This is a genomic window from Roseivirga sp. UBA838, from assembly GCF_002296035.1.
Taxonomy (GTDB): Bacteria; Bacteroidota; Bacteroidia; order Cytophagales; family Cyclobacteriaceae; genus Roseivirga; species Roseivirga thermotolerans.
Genome location: NZ_DBHC01000046.1, coordinates 1 through 23,347 on the forward strand (window position 1 = coordinate 1; position 23,347 = coordinate 23,347).

Here is a 23,347-nt window from a genome sequence, read left to right on the forward strand (position 1 = left end):
AAGTTTTCAGAGGAAAATTCCGCAATGACGTCCTAAGAGGGGGTATTTTACTACTTACTTAAATCGAATTCAGGTTAGATTACTGTAATAGCTCTCTGAGTTTAGATGGCTTTTTAATGCCTTTGAGCCAGGTTTTGGTGTCTCGTTCAGCAATTAAGAAGATGAACGGAATGGCAAAATTGAGTATGATACCGGTGGGCATTTGAATGAGTACCTGGTTGCCATAACTCGCAAAAATGGCTCCTGCCAGCATGGCATATAAGGCAGAAGCTTGTGTGCGGTTTTTGAGACAGCGCATCCGCATAATCTTTAAACCACCATAGCCGAGTATAAATCCCAACACAACGAGGTGAACCATTAAGCCAATGGGCCCCGTTTCTGCCCAGATTTTCACAAACCAACTGTCGGTGGCCGTATTGGCCATCAGAGAATCAGGGTTAAATCGTGCGCCCCAAAAACCAGCTGTGCCTATGCCTCCACCAAAAGGTCGTGTGGCCAGATATCGGGCAAAGGTTTTCTGGTTTTCCAGCCGTACACTAAGCGACTTGTTATTAGGGTCTAATGCCGTTCGCATTCGCCTTACCTGTTCAACACCCTGAAAAAGAAAAGTGTATTTGAGTATGACAAACACAATGATCATGGCACTAAAGCCGGCTATAAGTATTTTAAAATTCTTTATGAGTATGAGGTATGCAATACCTCCGGCCAATGGCACGGCCAAAGCCCCTCTGGTTCCTGAAATGGCAAAGCCCAGCAAGAATACAATGGCAAGAACAAGGTATTTTATTTTCTTGGCTGTGGGGTAGGGACCCATAAACAGAATACCGCACATAAGGGCCATCATGGCCTGCGATGAGCCAAAACTCCCCGCATCGGAGTAGAAGGAGAAGACCCTCAATACCCCATGCAATACATGCTCTTCATGATGGTTTTCGGCATAAAGCCAGTGATGTTCCGCTGCATCTACTCCCAGTATTTGCTGCTTAAAGCCCCAAACCGTACCAATTAGAGAAAATAGTATAAGGGCGTTAAAGAATTGATCCATGTCTTTCTGCTTTCTGAAAAAGAGAAAGACCAGGGGTACCGTAAGTGCCTGATAAAAGCCAATTCCGCGCATGGCATAAAACCAGGCAATGAGCCCGTTGCCACTGGGGTTTACGATTTCAAGAGCCAGAAAAAGCATCCAAAAGCTGGTGAGGGCCACAATCGGGTTTTTGGCGTGTTTCCAGTTGGGTTTAATGGATTTATTGAGAATTATACTTAGCCATGAAAGGGCAAGCAGTATGTCTACCGTGAGTCCCCAGGGGCCGGGAACATATCGGGTAATTCCGGCCGAAAAGAAAGCCATAATGAGTGTTCCCCATACGCCAATCTTGGGTCGGTTCCATATGTAGGAAACTACCACCAGGCCTACGGGTAGCCCTAGCAGTAGCATGCCACCAATGAGGCCTATAAAGTGAATAAGTACAAAACTAAGCCCCAGAATGGCCAGAATAATGAGCCATCCTAATGGAGTGCCAAAAATGGCTGCACCCTTTGGAGTATAAACGTTTTGTGGATTATCCATGAATACAAAAGTGCAAAGGCTTTAGGCCAATTTGGTCTGTACTCGTTCAATGGATGGTATGCTTCGGTGAATAACCGAAAAGAGCGTTAAGCGGAAAGTGCTTCGGCAAACTGCCGGGCTCTATGTTCCCAGGAGTTTTGTTTGGCAAACTCAATTCGTTTTTGGGTTTTTAGTCTGGTGTTGTATCGCAGGGCTTTCCGAATGGCCTTTACAAAACCATCTTTGTCTGTGGCTATTTCGGCCACTTTTTCAAAGTCGGAAAGGTCTGAGAAATCGGTGCAAACTACGGCTTTTCCCATGGCCAGGTATTCATTGATTTTGAGTGGGTAAATGGCTTCGGTGAGTTTACTCTTTACAAATGGAATGAGGCAAACATCAAAGGCCTGAACTTTTTCGGGCAATAGTTCCTGAGCCACTGCGCCCAGCATTTTCACATTGGCCGGTAGTTTTGGCAAAGTGGTTTTCACCGGTCCGTAGAACTGAAATTCAAACTCGGGCAGGGCCTGAGCGCAATGTGCAACCAGATCGAAGTCAATCCGGCTATCAATGGCTCCGATGTAGCCAATCGTAGAGCCATTGCTTTTCTCTTTGTGTGGGGCTAGAAAGAGGTCCAGATTTACCCCGTTGGGTATAAACTGAATCTGTTTGGCCAGCTCTGACTTGTTTCTTTTTAATACACTACTGGTGCAAATCACCTCATCGGCCAATGGCATAAAACGTTCTTCATAGGCTGCTCCATGTACTCCCGACCATTCGGTAGCGGCAATTTCATCGTAGCAGTAATAGACTGTTTTAAGCGGAGCGAAGTATGAACGGCAGTAGTAGCCATAGACGGGATTAAAGGCGTTCACCAAAGTATAAGAATCTACTGCTGATCGCTGTAGCTGTTTTTTGATGCTCCTGCCAATGACCCAGGCGTTTAGCCGGGCCATTGCCTTAAACAAACCTTTGTGCTTAATCCAGTTGATGGGCAGTATAGGGGGAGTTGAGATTACCTCAATGGCTCCCTGATTTGTGGTGAAAGTACGTGTTCTTCTGCTTAAACCTAAAATTTGTTTAACAGGAGCAAATTTATTGAAAAACAGATCTTTAAGTGTGTAGTGATAGTCTATCATTATTACACGATGGTCTGCGCTTAATTGCTTGAGCAACTCAATGGTAGACTTAATATAGGGGGTGTCCCAAGCCGGAAAACTATGACAAACGATCACTTTTTTCATATGGAGTTAGTTTTAAAACCTGTGGTTAACACTTGTTTTACTCTGGCTCTCAGCCAGCTTCTTTTCTTAGGTATTTCGCCAATTACTTCTTCCATTACCTCGGCAGTCACCGCGTTGATAAATAGTAGGGGTTTTTTATTGGCAAGCTTGCGGTATATCTTCAATACATGTTTGTCTGAGGCCATCCATCTTCTGTTGGCACGGGCTACGAGTACATGCACATTGCCGCTGGCTACTTCTTCTTCCGAGTATGGGTTATGCAGAATAGAAGGAAGTTCTTTGAAAATGAACTCAGGATTTTCACCCGAATTGAGATAGGGGAAGTGCTTCTCTAATTGCTCAATAATGTAGCTTTTACCCTCTGCCGCTTCGGTACTAAAGAAAATTACGGTCTTTGGTTCTTTCACCCCTTGTGCATTGGCTCTTAATTCCTGAACAAAGAGGTTAAGGGCCAATCGATCCAACGAGTCCATGTCTATGCTCTTTTGAAGCTTTTTGGTGTTTTTGGCTAATATGCCGCCTACATACAATCCGGTTTGCACCTTGGCTGTTTCCGGCTTCTTCAAAGAATTATCCATCAACTCTGAGGCAATAATGATGGCTGTAGGCAAAATGGCTCCTACTAAGAAGGCCAGAATCACCATCATCATTCGCTTAGACTTTAGCGGCTTAATGGGGTAGTAAGGCGCATCTATTACCTTAATATTGCTCGACATCATCATGCTGTACTTGTGCAATCGAGCCTGGTTGTAGCTATGTAGGTTTTCCAGATATTCTCTTTCGGCCACATCAATTTCGCGCTCAAGTCTCTTTAGGGTAGAACCTAAGGGGGCAAAGCGGTCATAAATTCTTTCATACTCCTGCTGGCGTGCCTCCATTACGGATAGCTTGGCGGCAGACTCTTCTTTCATAATGGTGAAGTTGAGCCACTGGGTAAGCATTTCGCGAGTTTCAAGCCCATCAGGAGTTTGGCTGGTAAACAGCAAATCGTTGGCAATATTGGTCATTTGGCTTTTGAGCGAGTCAATCTGCAGGTTGAGCTCAGATTTGCGAATTACCATGGCCTGATTAGGTACGGTGTCTGCGGTTAGCTCAAGTGAAGCAAGCTCGGCACTGTACTTAGAAATGTTGCCTCGATTATTGGCAAGTTTGGTTTGCAGGCTGGCAAGGATGTCGCGGTCGGAGATTTCAATTTCAATTTTTGCAAGGGCCGATTTGGCTCCGGCTAATATTTTCAACTCGTCCTGGTACTGCTTGTCTAGTTCTTCTTTGTTGCCCGAGATAAAGCGGGTTTGCTCGTAATAGTTAATGATTTTGTTGTTTACACGAAACTGTAGTAGAGCATCCTCAGCCCCTTTTAATTTTGCAGAAGATTTGTTTACAGCTTGCTCAAAGAAGCCAATTACAGAATCGCTTTGGCCTTCTTTAATTCCTTTTTGCTTCGACATGAAAATGCCGGTGAGGAGTTCGAGGGTTTTCTGGCTTATGTACGGATCTATTGAGGTGTATTCCATGCGAATCATGTCGCTGTTACCTTCGCGGGTCACCACCAGGTTTTCCAATTGCTCAATGCCAAAGAAATCGTTCTTGGAATTAGCAATCAGGTATACTTCGTTGAACTGATCGGCTTCTCTCATATTTACCAGTTTCTGATAAATTGAGATTTCTGTATCCTGATCAGTAATATTGATTTCCAGGTTTTTCAGGGTTTGCTCAAAGTGATCTAAATTTTCTGGCAAAAGTCTTAGTACTCCTTTTTTGCGGGCCAACAGAAGGTGTGCCATTAGTCGGGCCGAGAGTTCCTTGTTGGTTTCGTAAGAGGTAGCCAGGTTGATGAGGTTTTCTAACTCGTTGTTGGTTTTGGCATAATCCACTCTACCGCTGGCATTGCTTTCGATACTGTAACCTGAGATGAGACCCGTATTGAGTAGCGTATGAGTGGAGTACTCTTTCTTACCGTCTTTGGTGCTGTAGAAGACCAGGAAGGCGAGGAGTATGGCGGTTCCGGCTATAAAGTGGAAGTACCTTACTATAAGTCGTACGATTTCTACAATGGTCATGACTTACTTGAGTATATCTTCTCCAACAATAGTCTTAAGGGTAGTGTAAGCCAACCACGCTTCGTTTTTGGCTTTTTCAAACTCCATTTTTGAGGAGTAAAGCGATTCCATGGCCATTCGGTACTGCTCAAGGGGAAGCTTACCGGCTTTGAAGTAGCCTTCAGCCACTTCCAGAGCCATTTCGTTCGATTGTACTACTTCTACCTGAATTTCAACCGCCTTGATGAAGTGCTTCAGGTTAGAATAAATTTTTATGATTTCTTTTTTAATGAGTTCTTCTTCTTTGCCCTTCAGATGATCCAGCTTTTCCTTTTCAAGCGCTTGAAGCTTGATTTCGTTTTTTCTTGAGCTCACCTCGGTAAAGGGTAGTCTAATGTTAAGACCAAGATTGTAGGTTACATTCTGACGGCTCAGGTAAGTAAGTCTTGTACCGCTTTGATCGCCCGTAAGCTGATCGGCCACAATGCCGTTACCATAATTGACACCTGCTGCCACCGTGATGTGCTGCAACCACTTCTTTTTGTTGATCTGTATTTCCTGATCGGCCTGTAGCTGAGCTACTCCCAGAGCTTTGATAGCCGATGACTGTTGCATGGCCACAGCAATAAGTTCTTCTACGGGTCTAAGGTTTTCTACCTTGAGCTGGGTGGGGCTCTGAGCCATGGCCACCCACTGAAGGCCGATAAGAAGGGCGAGTATGCTAAGTGTCTTTTTCATGGTCTTATTCTGTTTTTGCCATTTTCTTACCGAAGAGTGATTTCACTTTGTCGATCACCTGGCTCATTCCGTCTTTCTTCATGAATGGCCGCTCAATGACCCGGTAAAAAATGATACTACTAAGTAAGACCATAGCGAGCACAATGCTCAGGCTTATCGTTAGACCTAAGAAATATGTCGTTGAATAACCGATTTTGGCGATGAATGAATAAAACAACTCCAAAAGGGGTAAGTGGGTAAGATAGATGGTATAGCACATGCCACCTATGACAGGAATCCATTTGAAAGAAAGAATTTGTGGAATAGAGCGCCCTTTGAGTGTACTAAGGAAGAACCCACAGAGGGCAACCGAAAAGAGCAGTGCTTTTTCCATATCGTCTGTCCAGGTAAACATCATAATGGCAAAGGAAATAACCCCAAGTAGATCATAAGCTCTGTGCTTGGCTGCCAACCAGTTTTTGGAGTGCACAAACAAGTCGGCTGCAAAAAGGCCAATGAGAAAGTGTTGTAATTGGCCCAACAAGCTCGCTCGGAAGGGTTGGAACTGCCAACCTAAAAGATGCTGTGCCACAATGAACAGGGCTGTGAAGCCAATCAGCATTAGGCGTCTTTTAACCACCGCTTTTATACTGAAGTAACCGATGGCTAGAAATGGAGCGAGTAGATAATATTGTATTTCTACCTCCAGCGACCAGGCGACAGGGTTAATGATGGGGAAATCGGCATATACTATATTGTGCACGTAGAAAATACTGCTGAAGTAATGGCCAGCGAGTTGTTCAAAGGGGATATTGCTTTTAAGGAAGAGTACGAGGGCAAACAAACTCATCCAGAAGATGTAGGGAGGTTCGAGCCTCTCCAACCTTCTGGTAAAGTATTTTTTATAACTAAAAGGGCCATTGCTGCTACCTTTGGCAAAAGGCAAGGCCAGTACAAAACCGCTCAGGGCGAAGAAAATCATAACACCAATGGCTCCTCGGCTAATCAGGTAACTCACTTGTTCGGTAGCACCTTCCAGATTGTGTTCGCCATATACATACCTGAGAAATCGTTCGTTGGCATGGAGAATTACAACAGGCAGTATGGCTACAAATCGTATTCCGTCAACAAATGGAAGATAAGCTCTGCCCGAATTGGGTCTTTTTAGATTTTTGAGAAGCCATTGCATGATTACACATTTTCGGTTTGGAAGGCCGCCAGGGGCGTCTTTATTAATATTTTAAGGTCCATCCATAAATTGTAATTCATGGCGTACTCTATGTCTAGCTTCACTCGGTTTTCCGGGTCTACATTTTCTTTGCCGCGTTCGGTTACCTGCCATAAGCCGGTAAGGCCAGCAGGACCGAGGAATCTGCCCACTCGTTCGTCAGTGGTAAGTTTTTCTGCTTCATAAAGTGGTAGAGGTCTGTTGCCTACTACCGACATATCGCCCTTAAGAATGTTGAAAAGCTGAGGTAGTTCATCGATGCTGGTGTTTCGGATAAACCGACCTATTCTTGTAATGCGTGGATCGTTCTTAAATTTTACGAATGAATTGCTGTTGTCTTGAGATTTGAGATCTTCAAAGCGATCCTTTTCGCTATACTTTTCATCAGCAATTACAATCGGGTCATCGGCATGCCATGCAATCGCATGTCTGTTCAAGGCACGCTCTTCCAACTGGTTGTCTTCTGCAACTCCGTACTGGTTAAGGTGCTTCATTTTCTCAACCAATCGGTCGGCATCAGTTCTCATAGAACGGAACTTGTAGAACTTGAAGATCTTGTAGTTTCTACCTACCCGGTATGAATAGTAGAAAATGGGCCCTTTCGAGTCGAGCCTGATGGCCAGTGACACGATTATCAGGATGGGGCTAATAAGTAGAATCAGCGTTCCCGCAAAGAGGATATCGAAGATTCGTTTGACGATAAATGTGGCTCTTTTGTTCACGGTTTTTGTGTTTTTCGTTTAATCAAAAATAATTTAAGCCTGAGGCCATGACGGTTTTATTAGATGACTGACCGGTAATGGCAGATGAATGCCCTTCTCTGTCGGTAAATGAAAAATGAGGGTGATTGGAGGCGGTGCTGTGCAATTGGTCACTTTGGGATGAGATTGCTGGCTTTAGACCTTTCGGGAGAACTACACTAGCACCATTTCGGGCTGTGTCAAATCTTTCTCTGGTACCACTTCTTGTAGCTGTCTTCGGCTGTCCGATTGGCAGGGAAGCCGTTGCATACCATGAAGCTGAGACATACTGGCACTGCGTGGAGAACCTTGTTTGACCCAAACCAGGAGGCATAGCATAAAAAAAGGGCCGCTCAACTGAGCAGCCCCAAAAAACACAAACTAAACCGACACTTACTTTTTGAATAGTTTTCTTCTGTTTCTGTAGCCATCTCGCTCTTTGTACCAGTCCATATAGCTATAGCCATAGCTTTGGGCCCAGTCTCTAAACCGAAGGTGGCCTTCTCTAATATCTATCTTCTCCGTAGGATAATCGAAGCTTTCAGGCAGGTGAATAGCCCACGGCAAATCTGTTTTGGAACGGTAATAGACTCCGGCATCCGGATCGGAATTATCGTCTAAGGTTCCAAAGTATTCTGAGTTCACCAGATTGGTTGGTTCATAGCCGGGCAGGTGTACTTCACGTCCACGGTCTTGTCCAATAATCAGAAATGGATTGTAAGGAGCTGTGCCAATCTCTGAATAAGCCTTTGGGTTGGTCAGCTGAGTTTGTATGGTCAAAACTTGAGGTTCCAACTCTTGTGCTCCGTCTTCAGTATTTACAAACCCTGAAGTAGAAAAGAGGTCGTGTACACTGCTGGTTACTATAAACACCGCATTGTCTTGTCCTTGCTCAGTGCCGTTTCCATTCAGCTTTATGTTGGCATTGTTAATCAACTGTCCGGTGCTGGAACTAACGTCTCCAGGCAGCAGCTTGGTGGCAAAACCAAAGCCGTTTCGGTAACCAGCTCCAATGGCTCTCACCTTAAACTTAGACTCCATTTCTACAACCTTATTATCCGCATTCAGAATGTGCTTGAACTGATAGTCAATCACCAGGTCGTTAAAGTCGTAGTCTCCATAGTTTGGCCAATTGTCTTCAAAGGCAAAACTGCCAAAGGTAGAAGATGAAGGGTAATAGCTGGAGTAAGCTTTATTGGCATCATTAGGGAATTCGTCCAACACATCGTTGATTCCGTCACCGTCAGAGTCTAATGTTCCTGGCTTATCTACCGGGCTCACATTAGTGGTGCTAATAGCGGTGGGAGGGTTAGAAGTTACAAACATAATGGCATCGTTAAAATCCTGATCGCACCACAGGTATTCCCGATTCACATCTTCAAAGCCCAGTAAAAAGAGCTCGTTTTCTTCGTCCCAAAGAAGCACATTGTGTTGTCTAAGCGCAGGATCGCTCTCAGGATTCAGGTCTTTATCGGCAAATACCAGATAATCATAGCTTTCAGAATTCCAGCCATTCCATCCGTCAGCCAAAAGTACAAGCCCAATGGAAGTGCCGGGTTCAAAGCGTCCGAGATTAATTTTATCGCCTGATCGTAATTTACCGCCCGACCCAAAATAAGACAGGTTCGGGAAGGCCACATTAATTACATCAATATCGTCTAGTGTACTGGGAGGGTTGCTCGTAGGGTAGGTGTAAAAACCAATCGCATTTCTCCATCCTGCACCCTCATGTACAAAGGTTAGCCATACATCGGCAGTTTCTACTATATCCAGAGTAGTTTTACGGCCATCAGCCAGGTAGGTAGGATGATAATCGGGAACGGGTTGTCCTTCAGGCAATGAAGAATTTATGATGTCTAATAAATCGGTACTAATCTTATCTCTTTTCTTCTCCAGGTTTTTGGGAACACCCCACCAAAAGCTATAGTTATCCATGTAGCTGAAAGTAATTCCGTTTACTGAATAGCTTTGGTTGGCAGCAGTGCCTCCCTGAGATTGTTCCTCTTTCTCTATAATGGCCGACTTAAGTTCTCCTTCGGCATAAACAACTTCTATGAGGTTGTTTTGAATGGGTACCTGAATTTGTCCTGGAATACCTACAAATGCAGATTGAACATAAACAGATTCATAATATGCCGGAAGGCTAAGATTGTCTCGGAAAGCTCCGCTGGCATTGGTAACTGCAGTAAACAACTGCTTACCAAGTGTATCTCCGTCAACTTCAAAAATGGAGAATTTTACGCCCTTAAAGGCGTTCCCTGAGGCGTCAGCCAAACTTATATCTATGGCAACCTCCTGGGTAGTGGCAAAGTCGAAATTAGTAGTTTCGTTAACCGTTTCTTCTAATTCAACAACTGGCTTTTCGAGGCAACTTTGTACCAGGAGAAGCAAAGTAATCAATGGCAATAGTTTTTTCATTGTTGTTTGCTCTGGTGAAAATTTAATTTGAATAGGGGCTTTTGGTGTTGTTGCATTAGTGTTTGGTTAACGAGCGGTTATTGGCAGAATCTAAGCCACTCGTTTCATCTTATCTTTTTGCTTAAAGCCCATGGCTGTCATAAGTCTAAGCTGCATTTCTACGGGATTAAAGGGTTTACTCATGGTATCTTTGGCTCCAAGTTTTAGGGCCTCAATGCGTTGATCACTCTTGTCCTGATCGGTCAATACAATAAGTGGAATGTTGTTTTGCTCCAGCGTGGCTATCATTTGTTGAAAGCCTTCACGCTCACGGCTGGCATTTGAATGAAAGTTGGACAGTATGGCTGCCGGTCTCAAATTCTTTTCCAGATATTCTAATGCCTCAGTAGGGGTTTCTACGGCATTCACATCAAAATTCTTGCTCAGGTAATTGATGAGGAAGAGTCTCATCATGTAGCTGTGTTCAACGATAAGTATGGTTTCCATGCGATTGTTTTTCTTCAAATCTGCCTCGTTTACAGGCATTTTTCAGGCAGAATCGATCAATGGTAGTGATTCTTCGATAACTGGTAAGCTATTACAGATTACTCTCTGTCTATGGGGGTGGGGTAAATGGCTACCAACAGTATTTAAGGTCAAAGTTCAAGTGAAATGAACTCAAAAATGCATGTACAACTAAATTTCAAAGGAATGAAAAACCTAAAAAACCTGATGTTAGCGGCACTCGTGCTATTGGTAGGGCTGTGTACAGCCTGTGATAATGAAGATGCCAACCCAGACATTTTGAATGAAGTAGCAGCCGAAGCTGAGACTACCGAACTGGATTCTGCAGCCTTTGGCAGTAGTCAAATGGAAGAGTGGACGGTGCTTGCTGCTGATGACCTGCCCCCAGCTGTTGTCGACTATGTTTCCGAAAATTATCCTTCAGAAACCATTACCAAAGCCTGGCTAGACGAAAATGGTGGTTATGTGGTATTGCTGCGAAACAGGACAGCCCTGCGCTTTGACAATGCCGGGAATCATACTGAAACAATAGAGGAAGCCGGTAGAAGAAAAAGAAGACCGGAGCTTACCGCCATAGCCACTGAAGATCTGCCGGAAGCCATTAGCCTCTATCTGGCCGATAATTATGCCGATTTTGCGATAGAAAGAGCAGGAACAGATGCCGAAGGCCAATATTATGTGAAGCTGGCCGAGGGACCACTCGTAATATTCGATGCGCAGGGCAATTTTATAGAAGAAAGAAGTGCGCAAGACAAAAAACGAAGAAGAAAGCGCAGAGCACATGACGAAGGCTGGGAGGCCATACCGACCGACTCTTTGCCCACATCTGTTTTACGCTACATTGCCGAGCACTACCCAGACAACGAATTGGTCCGTGCCGGAACAAACAGGGAAGGGCAGTATGGAGTTGTTCTGAATTCGGCCATTGCGCTCTTGTTCGATGCCGATGGTCATTTTATTGCTGCCAGAGAACTCGGCAGTCATCACAGCAGAGAGTGGACGGCTATAGATTCTGAGAGTTTGCCCCAAAACGTGCTGGATTATATAGGCACAAATTATCCCGATGCCACTATAATGCGGGCCGGAACCAACGCGGCTGGTGAGTATGGGGTAATATTAAATGAACCAACCCTGGCACTGCTTTTTGCAGCCGATGGCTCCTTTATTGAGAGTCAACGTTATGGTCATCATGGAGGTGATAATTGTGAAAATGAAGGGTAAACTATTTATGGGTCAACGGGGCAAATGATCTCCTGACAACCCGGCTTTGGCGTCAATAAGTTTGGAATCTACAGAACTTATTGGCGCTTTTTTTAGCCCTGTAGGGCTAAAAAAGTATGCGTAAACTCACATTAGGAGTGAAGCGTAAGAAGAATTTGGTTCGTTCAAGCACATCTACATCGCCATTCCTATTAAAATCTACCAAATAGCTTACAGCATAGGTGTTGGTTCTATTCAACAGGTTGATGAAGCTAAGGCCTACTTCACCTTTCCAGTTATGTCCTTTAAACCTGTGCCAAATAGAAGCATCTGCCCGGTGGTAATTTGGCAGTCTGATACTATTAGGTGCGCTAAAACGCAGTTTATACTGTCTGTCTCCCGGGTTACCCTGCCCCGGAGGTGGCGGAGGTCGTCTGTCATCAAGCCTTACATTGTCAATACTGGTATAAGGAGCCCCGGTTTTAAAGGTGTAACCCAGCGAAAATTCCCATGCTCCTTTGCTGTAGCTGCCCGACCAACCAACCTGATGTCGAATATTCAGACTTGAAGGAAAGGAATTGGGAAAAAGGTTGCTGAAGCTAACCTCAGAGTCTTGAAAGTTGTAATTTATCCACGTGCGAAAATATTTCCAGCGTTTGCGCAGGGTAAGGTCTACTCCCCAAATGCGTTCACTGCCCTGGTTGAAGCCATCTTCGCGAGTAAAGCCAAAGCCCAGATTACGCGCCAATAGCCCATCGATAGCTTTTGTGTAAATGTCCACATCCCATAACCAGTCTGCATAATTGTAGATCAATCCAATGCTCAACTGTTGGTTTTCTACTAAAGGTACAAGTTCTTCATTATCAGCTAGTAACCAGTGCTGTTCCACGGCATTAGAAAGGGTGAACTGAGATTCTTTGATCGTACTTAGATACTGATGGTAAAGACCGTACGATGATTTGAACAGCAGGTGAGAGCCCAGGTTGTAATTGAGCTTAATTTGAGGACTGAAAACTGTTTTTTGCAGCGACTCGAGCAGGGTGAGTCGGCCACTGAGCACCAACTCAAAGTCTTGGTTCATTGTTAAATTCATATCGCTAAAAAAGGCGTGCACATTGGCCTTTGAGTCGATTAGCTCAGCATTGTTTTGTTCAAAGAAGTTTTGGGTATTGATGAGATTGACAATGTCTAAATTATTGAACTGATAGCCATAACTAAGCAAATGACCCTTTCCAAACCTTTGGGTGAGTGCCACCCGGGCTTCCCAGTTTTTAACTGTGTTGCTTCTGCTTTCCGTATCGTCATCGCTGGTATCGGAGGGGTTACGCAGGTTGGTGAAAGAGTAGGCCATGGCATAGTCGGAATAAGCCATGCTAACAGCCAAGGAGGTTCTATCGGCCACCCGGTAGTTCCAGGCCAGATCGGCTCCGTAGCTATCCACCTCATGCGCCTGCTCAATGTTGATCCTTTGTTGAGGATTCATTTCCTTATAGCCAAACTGGCTATGTGCCGAAATGTAGCCAATACTAAAGTTGGATCGACTGGACGCTTCATAGTTCCATTGTAGATTTAAGTCGCTAAAATTCAGATTGTTGCTAAAGTCGGCTACACGCAATAGTCCTTGTCTATCTCTAGTCTCGCTTTCAAAAAGCTTGCGGCCGTAGGCGTTGAAGGTCCATGTGGGTATGGCATCGTTATACGAACGTCTGGCGGCCAGCATCAGAGAGCCTTTTTTATCCAACACAGGCAACTTGAGGAAACCATCGGCATGGGTCATATTAGTACTTATTTCTCCGCTGATTTTGTCCTCAACAGAATTTCGGGGTTGTATGGCTATTAGACCGGCAGAAGCTCCTCCGTAGCGCACCGGAATGTAGTTTTTGTAGATATCGAGTGCCCCCACCGAAGAGGGAATGAAACTAGAAATATTGCCAAAATAATGGGCAGTATGATAAATGGGCACATTGTTCCAATAAAGCAACGTATTGTCTCTGGAACTGCCTCTTATATTGATGCCGGAGGCCGACTCATCGTTGGAGCTGACGCCTGCAATAATTTGTGCTGAAAGAAGCACATCACGCTCCGAAAGACCGGGCAAAATTTCCATCTCTTGTGGTAAAATGCGAAAGCTATTGGCTTTGGGGTCAGCTACTATGCCCGGATTCAGGTATTCTTTTATCTCATAGTCATTCAATTCCAGTGGTTCCGGATAAAGGTTGAGTTTGAGGCTACTTACCGCAGACAAGGTATCTAACCAAATGCTTTTGGTTTGGTAGCCCAGAAAAAACACCTCTAGCCACTGTTCTTTTCCGGCCGGAATAATTAAACGGGCAACCCCTTCATTGTTGGCTATTTGCCCTTTGGAGGTTCCTTTTAGCCGAACGGTTGAAAAGGGTAGTGGTACTCCTGTTTCACCATCTTCAATCCGCAGTTCTACAAATCGAGAGTCTGCTTTTTTTATGACATAAAACTTATCCTTAACCCTTTCAAAGCTTAAGGGTAAATCCTGCAGCAATTGGCGGAGAGCCTTTTCCGTAGAAAGTGTTGAGTCCGGTAAAGAAGTTGTTAATCCTTTAATTTCTGCCGGATTGTAGGAAAAATAGACACCATAAGTACTTTCCAGTTGGGCCAACACCTGTTTTAAAGGCTGCTGTTCATTAGAGCTACTTTCTGCCTGCCCAAAGACCGCAGCACAACAGGTTGAGAACAGCCAAAAACTAAGGATTTTGACGGCCGCTGATCGTAAGTACTTTATTTTGCGGGTCATAGGTATAGTCTAGTTCTGCAGCCGACAAGACGATGCGCAGAGCACTCTCTACATCATCGGTTGGGAAAGCTCCTGTAAATCTAATCGAGTCCGTTGAAATATTAGAACGGATGGTTATGCCATAGCTATTTTCTAGTTGCACAAGTGCTTCCTGAAGGGGAGCATCTTCTAATTCCACCAGGTGCTCACTAATCCATAAAGGTTTGTTTTCCACCGGTTTTGTCCAGCTTTTGTGTAATACACCATTTTCTAACCGCAAGCCTTCGCCTTTTTGGAGCTGCTGTCGGGTGCTACTCCCTTCAACAGCCACTAGTCCTGAATATACCTGTACTTCCAGCGCGTTTCTAAGTTGTTTCACATTGAAACTGGTGCCCAGCACTTTTATGCTGCCTTCAGAGGTTTGGACTTCAAAATCTATCCCCCTGGTTACTTCAAAAAAAGCTTCTCCCCGGAGCTTCAGTTTTCGATCTTCCGCAAAATCAGAGGTTTTGTATCGCAGTTCACTGTTGGCATTTAAGGTAACCACAGAGGCATCTGGCAATGTAATGGCTAAGGTCTCACCAAAGCCGGTGTTGTGAGTGGTATACCCGGTTTGGGTGAGGTAGTATACCAAGCTTACACCAACAATAAGCAGGGCTGCAACGGCTATTTTCCAGAACGAGAAAGCGCTGGGTCCTTGCTCTTTTTTGAGCGCGTGTAGCTTTTGTAGTTCGGCCTCTACATCGTAGTCAGGAAAGCCCAGTTTGTCGGTGGCTTGCACAATTTGCAGGTAGTCCTGTCCCTCAGGCGATTGCTCAAAAGCTATACGCTCGGCTTCCGAAAGCTTGCCTTGCAGCCAGCGATTGATGGTTTCTTCGCTATGGTGGTTGTCGCTCATTGGTGTTGTTCTACCCTTACATCCGGTCAGATGGATTTTACCCTACCTAACGTTTATATATTTTCATGAATGTCTGCTCTTAGTTTTTGGAGGGCCTTATGCATGCGTTTTTCAACCGCCTTTACACTCACCTCCAGTAGTTCTGCTATTTCAGTATATGTAAGCTTTTCAATCCGGTTCATCAGAAACACTTCGCGCTGGCCCTCCGGTAAACTGGCAATAGCCGCCTGCACTTTTCGGTCAAATTCACTGAATTCGAATTGATAGTGAGGAGTTTCATAATTGGTACTTTTTTGAATAAAGTGAATATGCTTGTCTTTGGTCTTCTCCTTATCAATGCTTTTAAGCATTTGGTTTTGTGCTACTCTGAAGACATAGGCTTTGGCCATGGCAGGTAGCACATTACTGCAGTTTTTCCATAAGGCAAGAAAGGCTTCCTGCACCATATCATTAGCTTTTTCAACATCCTTGTAGCGGGCATAGAGAAAATTTCGCAAGAGTGGGGCTATGCTTCTAAAGAGGGCATTGTAGATGAATTCATCGCAACTATGCTTGGCTTGTGAAAAATCCAATACGGTTTATTTTAGAGTAAGTATTGTGGTTGTTCTGGCCGGAACTTTAAAATCTTGTCCCACATTGGTGCTTTTGCCGGTGATTACATCCAGGCCAAAGGTATAGCCCCTTAACATTTCGAGGTGTTTTTTTCGTGAAATGGTGGCCTCCGTATCGTTCATATTCATAATAACCATTACGCGCTCGCGATTGGTATATCGAAAATAAACATACACATTCTCTTCGGGTACAAAGTGTATCAGCTTGCCATTTTTAACTGCATCGCTGGTTTTTCTCCAGTTGGTTAGCTTGGTCACATAGCTATGCATGGCATTTTCTTCCGGTGTTCTCCCTTCGGCCGTAAAAACCGAGCGAGCGTCTCCCGGCCAACCGCCCGGCATATCGGCCCGTTTGGCACCATCTCCCCAAGAACCAGGCCCTGCTTTAAAGGCCAATTCCGTTCCGTAATAGACTTGCGGAATTCCTCGGGTGGTCATTAAGAAGGCGTAGGCCATTTTAAGGTTATTCAGGTTTTCGCCAAGCGTGCTGTAAATGCGGTTAATGTCATGGTTGTCCAGGAAGATCACATTTTGCATGGGGTCTGAGTACAACCGATCTTGCGAAAGGGTGTAATAGAGACGCATGATGCCCGATTCCCATCCGAAGGGAGAGTTAAAGGCATCACGAACTGCAAAATGAATCTGGAAGTCCGTAACCGATGGCAGGTGAGAGTTATACCCATCATTTTCACCATCGCGATCTTTTTGCCAGTATGATTCATGGGCTACACTTTCTACCCATGATTCACCAACGATATTGAATGAAGGATAAGCCTCCAATACCTCTTTGGCCCAGCGAGCCATATAGTCCTGATAGGGGTAGAGGTAGGTATCCATTCGAATACCATCTATACCTGAATATTCTATCCACCATAAGGTGTTTTGAATAAGGTAGTCGGCTAATTGCTGGTTGCGCTGGTTCAGGTCGGGCATTTCGTTCACAAACCAGCCCTTTACCAGTCGGTCAGTGTCGTGCTGAGAGGCATAGGGATCGGAAGCTACTGTGCCACGATAGTTTGTGTTGCCATAGACGGACTGATCGTGCACCCAATCGTTGAAGGGTAGGTCCTTCATCCACCAATGCTGATCGCCAATGTGGTTGTGAATCATATCCATGATCACTTTAAGTCCTTTATCGTGGCAAGCCTTTACAAAGGCTACAAACTCCTCATTGCTGCCAAAACGCCTGTCTATTTTATACATATCGGTAGCTGCATAGCCATGGTAAGCCTTGTATTCGGGAGTCTGATCGTTTTCAAAAACGGGGGTAAGCCAAACAGCCGTCATGCCCAGATTCTTTATATAATCCAGATGATCTTGAACGCCCTTAATGTCTCCTCCGTGCCTTCCACTGGGGTCGTTTCTCCGGGCGGGTTCCAGCATTCCTTCTACCGTGTCATTGGCCGGGTTGCCGTTGGCAAAACGGTCGGGCATGAGCAGGTATATTACATCTTCACTGCTAAAACCCTGATTTCTGTTGATGCTTTTGGCGCGTTCTTTCAGGCTGTAAGTAATGGTTTTGGTTTGATCTCCGTTTTTAAGGCTTAGGCTAAAACTGCCGGGTTTTACGTCAGGGTCAATTTGGAGATAAACAAACCGATAGTTGGGTGAGTCGCCTGTAATCTGTTTGGTGATTTTTATTCCTGGATGATCTACCGAAGCCTGAAACCGGCCAATGTTGGCCCCGTGAATCATGAGCTGCAATTGGTTGCTCTGCATTTGGGTATACCAAAAAGGAGGTTCTACCCGTAAATCGGTTTGCGCACTAAGAGACGAAACAAGGAGGAATAACAGAGCAAGCGGTCTAATCAGGTATCGGGTCATAGTTTTCGGTTTGTGTAGGGTAAACTAATCAATTCTCAAGATTTGAGAAAAGATATGAAGCTGAGTGGATCTAATTCACCCAATCAAACGTTTGCAATGCACCACACTTTTTTATGGCCTGCTGCCACACATACCGTCATAGAGAGGGTCAGTCACCAAAGTGCTGCTTTATTCTGTCCAGATCAATTTCTACAATAAAGTGGTTATAGGAAGGAATGAGGCCATCGGGGTAATTGCGATTGCTGGTAAACACCAGAAAGCGCCTGTCCATAGAAACATAGGGACTGAACTCTTCTGCGGCTGTGTTAATTCGGTTGCCTAAAGAAACGGATTTTGTCCATCGGCCGTTTTCGTTGAAAGAAATGTACAAGTCTGTCGAGCCTTGTCCATCGGGCCTATCGGCCGAAGAAAACACAATAAACTTCTCATCTTTATCAATATAAAAGTCTCCTTCGTAGTAAGTAGAATTAATTGCTTCGGGTAACGCAACGGGTTTGGTAGCCCCTTTTTTCAGTACAAAAATATCGTAGCCTCTGTTGCCATTCTGAGCGTTGAAATAGAGATTTCCGTTTTCGGCAAGAGCCGGAGAACCTTCATTGCCCGGCATGTTATTTATGTGATTTAGAGGTTTGGGTTGTGTCCATTGGCCGTTTACCAACCTTGATTCGCAAATGCCAAAGTCGCGACTTACTTCGCCTAAGGGGCCAATATTAGCTTGAAGCAACATATAATCTCCCTCCAGGTTCACCCAAGGAGAAGCATACTCAAACTGTTCTTTGAAAGGAATGATGCTGCCCTGAGAGAAGGCACTGTCTGCATAGGGATATTGAATAATGCGAGACTTGCCATCTATGAGCTGGGTGCAAAGGCCAATGCTCAGTTTGCGATTAAAGTAGTTATTCCATTGTGGTAAATCGTTGGAGAGTGTGCCAGGGTGCAGAATTTGAGGTTCATTGTTCTGGCCGTTATCCTCTGATTTAGGTGGGTTATTATTGAAGCTGAAATAGCCGGTTGTTAAAAAGACAAGTAGTGTGGTGAGCTTTAGTCCTTGCATTGGTATTTAATTGTTTGGCGAATAACGACAGATTGAGAAAAAGTGACTTGGGTTTTTGATTAACGTTAAAAAAACTGTTTGAACGACAGTCAGGGCAAAAATGGCCATAGGCGATTCCCTTATGGCTGGTCAGAGTCAGGCAAGGGGAGTTAAGTAAAGTCCTTTATTTAAATGAACAGTGTGTTTGATTAGGAAAGCGTATTGCTTATACTGATCAAAAAATTGATGTGTTTTTCGGAAGATGTTCAACTTTGTTTGTCCTTCTGCACTTTTCTTTCCCATACTTATTATAGTTTTAGGCAGTAAACCTTAAATGCATGAACAAACTAACACTCCTCATTTCTTTGTCCCTGCTCAGTTTTTCACTGAATGCCCAGCACGATTACGGCCATATTTTATCCATGAAAGATCGTGCAGCCACCATTAACCGCCTGCTGGAAGATAAAGTTCAAAACTACCTGCCGGAAATCATGAGGCGAGAGGGTATAGACATGTGGGTGGTAGTTTCTCGCGAGTACAACGAAGACCCGGTAATTAAAACACTTTTGCCTGCCGAATGGCTGGCTGCCCGAAGAAGAACTATTCTTATTTTTTATGATCGTGGGCCGGAAAAGGGCATTGAAACCCTGGCTGTAGCCCGCTACGATGTGGGGTCTATTTTTAAAAGTGCCTGGGACAAGGAGCAACAACCTAACCAATGGGCACGCTTTGCGGAGTTGGTCAAGGAGAGAAACCCTAAGAAGATTGGAGTGAATAAGTCGGAGTACTTTGGCTTGGCTGATGGTATTGTTGCCACCGATTATGAAGAGCTAAAAGCTTCTTTAGGCAATTGGGCCTCTCGTGTTGTTTCGGCCGAAAAGGTGGCCATTGGCTGGCTCGAAACCAGAACAGAAGCAGAGATGGCCATATATCCGCACATTGTGAGGCTGTCGCACAATATTATTAAGGAGGCATTTTCCAGCAAGGTGATTACTCCGGGAGTAACGACTACTGAAGATGTGGTGTGGTGGATGCGCGAAAAGGTGAAAGAGTTGAAGCTCGAAACCTGGTTTCATCCAACTATTGATGTGCAGCGGGCAGACCCTGAGAGTTTCGATCATCTGCGAACCTTTTCCAAACGACCAGAAAAGAACGTCATTATGCCGGGCGATCTGTTGCACTGCGATTTCGGTATCACTTACCTAAGGTTGAATACCGATCAGCAGCAGCACGCTTATGTACTGAGACCCGGAGAAACCGATGTTCCCGATTACCTGAAGAAGGCTTTTAAAAACGGAAATAGACTACAAGACATATTCACCGGTCATTTTAAAGAAGGGCGCACGGGCAACGAAGTGCTCAAAATGAGTCGTGAACAAGCCATTGCCGAGGGAATTAAGCCCTCCATATATACACACCCTATTGGCTACCACGGCCATGCTGCAGGCACAACACTCGGTATGTGGGACTCGCAGGGCGGGGTACCCGTTACGGGCGACTATCCACTGCATTTGAATACGGCCTATTCCATCGAACTGAATGCTGCCACCTACATTGAGGAGTGGGGGAAGGAAATACGTATAATGCTGGAGGAAGAAGCATATTTTGATGCCAGCGGAGTCCGCTACATTGATGGCCGCCAGGAAGAGATAATCATCGTACGTTAAGCAGCTTTTATGCGAATATCACTGCTCATAAGTCTATGGCTAATAAACTGCGCTATGTTAGCGCAAAGCTCAGGTAGTCTATCGGTTTTCGATTTGACTGACCAGACTTTTGAGCAGCCCGTACGACTGGAAGGAAATTGGGAGTTTTATTGGAATACTCTGGAGATAGATAGCTTGGACAAGCTGACACCTGTAGTTCTGGAGGTCCCTTCTGATTGGTATGACAACGCAGAATTGGGTTTTGCAAAAACGGGTTATGGCACTTACCGCACATTGGTGCGGATAAACCCTGACCAGAAGGAGCCACTGGGGTTGAACATTCCGCATATTTTCAGCTCTTATAAACTATTCATAAACAGGGACTTAGTTTATGAGAGTGGTAGGGTTGGTACAACTAAAGAAAGCTATGTGCCCTATAGAGAACCGCAGGTATTTTCATTGGCACCTACCGCTTCCGGAACCTATGAAATTATCATTCAGGTGGCCAATTATGACCATGTGAACTCTGGAATGATTTACGCACTGGAGTTAGGCAATTATGCCGACTTGCGTTATGAGCTAAATTTGCAACAAGATGTGAATTTGTTTCTGGCCGGAGGCCTCTTTATCACCGGCTTTGTGTTACTGGCTTTTTCTTTTGCTTATCAGCAGTTGGAGTGGCAAATACCCTTTTACGCACTATTCTCCATAAGCCTTATGTATCGAATGCTTGGAGCAGATCCGTATCCTTTGCATACCCTCATCAATCAGTTGCCTTTCGATTGGTCCATTCACATGGAATATGGAACCATACACACAGCAGCACTCTTTGGCGGATTGTTCATATTTTATTTGTATCCCAAACAAACCAACAAGTATCTCAAGTATATCTTCCTCTCAGGAGTGGCTATAAGCCTGGGCTGCGTGGTGTTTCTGGAGCCCATAGTGTTCACCGGTCTGCTGCAGTACTTCCTTTTCTTTGTACTATTTTATGTGGCGGTTTTCATAAACATTATTATAAAGGCCAAAGCCGAAAAGGAAATAACCTCAGGCTATCTGCTCTTCGCACTTGTGGTGGTGTTAGTTTGGACCCTCTTTCAGGTAATTAACTTTTTGAGTATTCGAGAAATACCCTATTACCTCAATGTAGCCTTGGTTTCGCTAATTATCGTGTTTTGCAACCTGGCCCTGTTCAGAACCTTTGTTCAAAAGATCAAAGCCATTGATAAGGAAGATTCGGTGCAGCAGATTAATCGCAGCAAACAGACCATGCTTTCGCTCATTTCTCATGAGATTAAGACACCGGTGGCTACCCTGCAAATGAATATGGAAATGCTTCGTGCCAGCCAGGGAGCCCGACAAATGCCACCCGAGCTGATGTCTAAAATACTTCAGGGGGCTTCCGAAGCGGTAGAAGACATCAAGGAAATGGTCAACGACTTTGTTTACTTTATGAGTCGGGGAGGAGAGTCTACAGGGGTATATACTTTTGATGAGATTGCCGATCGCATCAGTCATCGGTTTTCGATGGAAGTAAGACGGCCTACGCTAACCAAGGGAAAATACAAGACAGACATTACCACGCTGGAATATGTGTTGAGCACTCTGCTGAGTAATGCCCGCAAATACTCCATGAACAGCGACAGACAGCCCGAAATATATATGGCTAGTGTAGAAAAGCGGTTGGTCATTGAAGTAAGAGATTATGGTGAGGGAATGACAAAACAAGAACTCACCGAGCTTGGAAATCCCAAGATTGAACTGAATGAAAAATCTGAAGTTTCAGGTGTTGGTTTTTACCTTGCCAAGGAGTTGACACAGCTTCTCGGTCACAGCATAAATGTGGAGTCGAAAACCGGTGTAGGAACTTCCGTTAGAATTGAAATAGAACGCCATGATTAATTTACTGCTGGTAGACGATAATTTTTCGGTTAGAGATACCCTAAAAGACTTTCTCGAATTCTTTTACGATGATTTGGTTATTCACCAGGCAATGAATGGCCGGGATGCTATAGAAGAGGTTAAAAAGCACAAGATAGACATACTCATTTCTGACCAAATGATGCCCGATATGAAGGGGTCTGAGTTTATTGCCGAAGTAATAGAAACACTTAGTGAATATAAAACCTGGATATACATATACAGTGGCCAGCTGAAAGACGAACTTTCAGTAGAATTAAAAAATTACGGGGAGGTTCATATTATCGATAAATTCACTAATCCCATGTTCTTCAAGCAGATTATTGATGAGTATAAAGCAGCGCAAACTAAATAGCCTATATACACCTCAAAATGCAGAAGATTTGTCTTATTTTGGTGCCTTCAACCGATGGAAAGCAGCAAGAAAGACTTCTACAACTACTTCTCGAAAAACCTGATAAAAGGCATTCTTTATCTGGTTATACTTGTTGTACTGCTCATTCTCTTTAAAAACTATTTTCAGACCCAGTATGATACCATTGAGCATTGGGTATCTGACGATTACCTGCTGATGCTTGTCATTTTTGTGGTGTCGGAAATATTGGTAGGTATTCTGCCTCCGGAGCTATTTATGATTTGGTCTAAGGACGACCCCATAATGGTTTATACCATCATTGTAATTGTGATGGCCTTGCTTTCTATTGGTGCCGGATGGCTAAACTTTGCAGTGGGAAAAGTAATTAGCACCAAAGATTTTTTTCATCGCTGGTTCGATAAGCGACTAAAAAAGTACCAAATGAGGTACGATCAATATGGAGGTGGTTTTATCATTGTGGCTGCACTTACACCCTTGCCATACTCACTGATTTCTCTGGTCACCGGCTCAATGGACTACCCGCTCAAAAAATACCTGATTTATTCTTCCTTCAGAATACTCCGCTTTGTGGTATATGGAATCATTATTTGGCATTTAGAGGGAGTTATCTAATAGGGTTACTCATTTAGCTTGCATTTGTTAGATCCAGTATACTAGCCA

The 23,347-nt window shown here is 44.4% G+C and carries 18 protein-coding genes; 5 read left to right on the forward strand and 13 right to left on the reverse strand.

Translation table 11 applies throughout. From position 1 onward, the window contains the following. Positions 1 to 79: 79 nt before the first annotated feature. From B3O12_RS16810 to B3O12_RS16845, 8 genes are all read right to left on the reverse strand, one after another. A complete protein-coding gene (locus tag B3O12_RS16810; RefSeq protein WP_286757151.1) occupies positions 80 to 1,567 on the reverse strand; it encodes an O-antigen ligase family protein in 1,488 nt (495 codons plus the stop codon). Between the two features lie 86 nt (positions 1,568 to 1,653). Beyond that, positions 1,654 to 2,787 (reverse strand): glycosyltransferase, encoded by a 1,134-nt coding sequence (locus B3O12_RS16815; protein ID WP_286748292.1) that lies wholly within the window; start codon positions 2,785 to 2,787, stop codon positions 1,654 to 1,656. Continuing rightward, positions 2,784 to 4,847, reverse strand: coding sequence for a GumC family protein (locus tag B3O12_RS16820; RefSeq protein ID WP_189631334.1), 2,064 nt, complete (start codon positions 4,845 to 4,847; stop codon positions 2,784 to 2,786). The genes B3O12_RS16815 and B3O12_RS16820 overlap by 4 nt, the downstream gene beginning before the upstream one ends. A gap of 3 nt (positions 4,848 to 4,850) precedes the next feature. Continuing rightward, a complete protein-coding gene (locus B3O12_RS16825; RefSeq protein WP_189631333.1) occupies positions 4,851 to 5,564 on the reverse strand; it encodes a TolC family protein in 714 nt (237 codons plus the stop codon). Positions 5,565 to 5,568: 4 nt separating this feature from the next. Further along, positions 5,569 to 6,732, reverse strand: coding sequence for an acyltransferase family protein (locus B3O12_RS16830; RefSeq protein WP_286757153.1), 1,164 nt, complete (start codon positions 6,730 to 6,732; stop codon positions 5,569 to 5,571). Between the two features lie 2 nt (positions 6,733 to 6,734). Beyond that, positions 6,735 to 7,493, reverse strand: coding sequence for a sugar transferase (locus B3O12_RS16835; RefSeq protein ID WP_189631331.1), 759 nt, complete (start codon positions 7,491 to 7,493; stop codon positions 6,735 to 6,737). A 411-nt stretch (positions 7,494 to 7,904) separates the two neighbouring features. Continuing rightward, positions 7,905 to 9,929 (reverse strand): LruC domain-containing protein, encoded by a 2,025-nt coding sequence (locus tag B3O12_RS16840; protein WP_286757154.1) that lies wholly within the window; start codon positions 9,927 to 9,929, stop codon positions 7,905 to 7,907. Between the two features lie 90 nt (positions 9,930 to 10,019). Next, positions 10,020 to 10,433 (reverse strand): response regulator, encoded by a 414-nt coding sequence (locus B3O12_RS16845; RefSeq protein WP_189631329.1) that lies wholly within the window; start codon positions 10,431 to 10,433, stop codon positions 10,020 to 10,022. Positions 10,434 to 10,619: 186 nt separating this feature from the next. Here B3O12_RS16845 and B3O12_RS16850 point away from each other — a divergent pair, with 186 nt between their 5' ends. Next, positions 10,620 to 11,654, forward strand: coding sequence for a PepSY-like domain-containing protein (locus tag B3O12_RS16850; RefSeq protein WP_286757155.1), 1,035 nt, complete (start codon positions 10,620 to 10,622; stop codon positions 11,652 to 11,654). 106 nt (positions 11,655 to 11,760) lie between these two features. On the opposite strand, the gene B3O12_RS16855 is transcribed toward B3O12_RS16850, so the two are convergent. From B3O12_RS16855 to B3O12_RS16875, 5 genes are all read right to left on the reverse strand, one after another. Then, the gene (locus B3O12_RS16855) at positions 11,761 to 14,400 is read right to left on the reverse strand and encodes a TonB-dependent receptor (RefSeq protein ID WP_286757156.1); all 2,640 of its coding nucleotides are present in this window, start codon (positions 14,398 to 14,400) and stop codon (positions 11,761 to 11,763) included. Beyond that, positions 14,351 to 15,277 carry a FecR family protein gene (locus tag B3O12_RS16860; RefSeq protein ID WP_286757157.1) on the reverse strand — a complete coding sequence of 309 codons (927 nt, stop codon included), beginning with the start codon at positions 15,275 to 15,277 and terminating at the stop codon, positions 14,351 to 14,353. The genes B3O12_RS16855 and B3O12_RS16860 overlap by 50 nt, the downstream gene beginning before the upstream one ends. A gap of 53 nt (positions 15,278 to 15,330) precedes the next feature. Continuing rightward, positions 15,331 to 15,849, reverse strand: coding sequence for an RNA polymerase sigma factor (locus B3O12_RS16865; RefSeq protein WP_286757158.1), 519 nt, complete (start codon positions 15,847 to 15,849; stop codon positions 15,331 to 15,333). A gap of 6 nt (positions 15,850 to 15,855) precedes the next feature. After that, positions 15,856 to 17,712: a glycoside hydrolase family 13 protein gene (locus tag B3O12_RS16870; protein ID WP_286757159.1), complete on the reverse strand. Its 1,857-nt coding sequence runs from the start codon at positions 17,710 to 17,712 to the stop codon at positions 15,856 to 15,858. Positions 17,713 to 17,860: 148 nt separating this feature from the next. Beyond that, entirely contained in the window at positions 17,861 to 18,766 is a 906-nt protein-coding gene (locus tag B3O12_RS16875) for a hypothetical protein (RefSeq protein ID WP_286757160.1), read from the reverse strand. 317 nt (positions 18,767 to 19,083) lie between these two features. On the opposite strand from B3O12_RS16875, the gene B3O12_RS16880 reads away from it, so the two are divergent. The 4 genes from B3O12_RS16880 to B3O12_RS16895 are packed head-to-tail and all read left to right on the forward strand — an operon-like array spanning position 19,084 to position 23,299. Continuing rightward, complete coding sequence (locus B3O12_RS16880) at positions 19,084 to 20,412, forward strand: M24 family metallopeptidase (protein WP_286757161.1); 1,329 nt, start codon at positions 19,084 to 19,086, stop codon at positions 20,410 to 20,412. A 54-nt stretch (positions 20,413 to 20,466) separates the two neighbouring features. After that, a complete protein-coding gene (locus B3O12_RS16885; protein ID WP_286757162.1) occupies positions 20,467 to 22,293 on the forward strand; it encodes a sensor histidine kinase in 1,827 nt (608 codons plus the stop codon). After that, entirely contained in the window at positions 22,286 to 22,666 is a 381-nt protein-coding gene (locus tag B3O12_RS16890) for a response regulator transcription factor (protein ID WP_189631321.1), read from the forward strand. The genes B3O12_RS16885 and B3O12_RS16890 overlap by 8 nt, the downstream gene beginning before the upstream one ends. A 54-nt stretch (positions 22,667 to 22,720) precedes the next feature. Continuing rightward, on the forward strand, positions 22,721 to 23,299 hold the full coding sequence (locus B3O12_RS16895) for a YqaA family protein (RefSeq protein WP_189631320.1): 579 nt from the start codon (positions 22,721 to 22,723) through the stop codon (positions 23,297 to 23,299). The last annotated feature ends 48 nt before the right edge of the window (positions 23,300 to 23,347 follow it).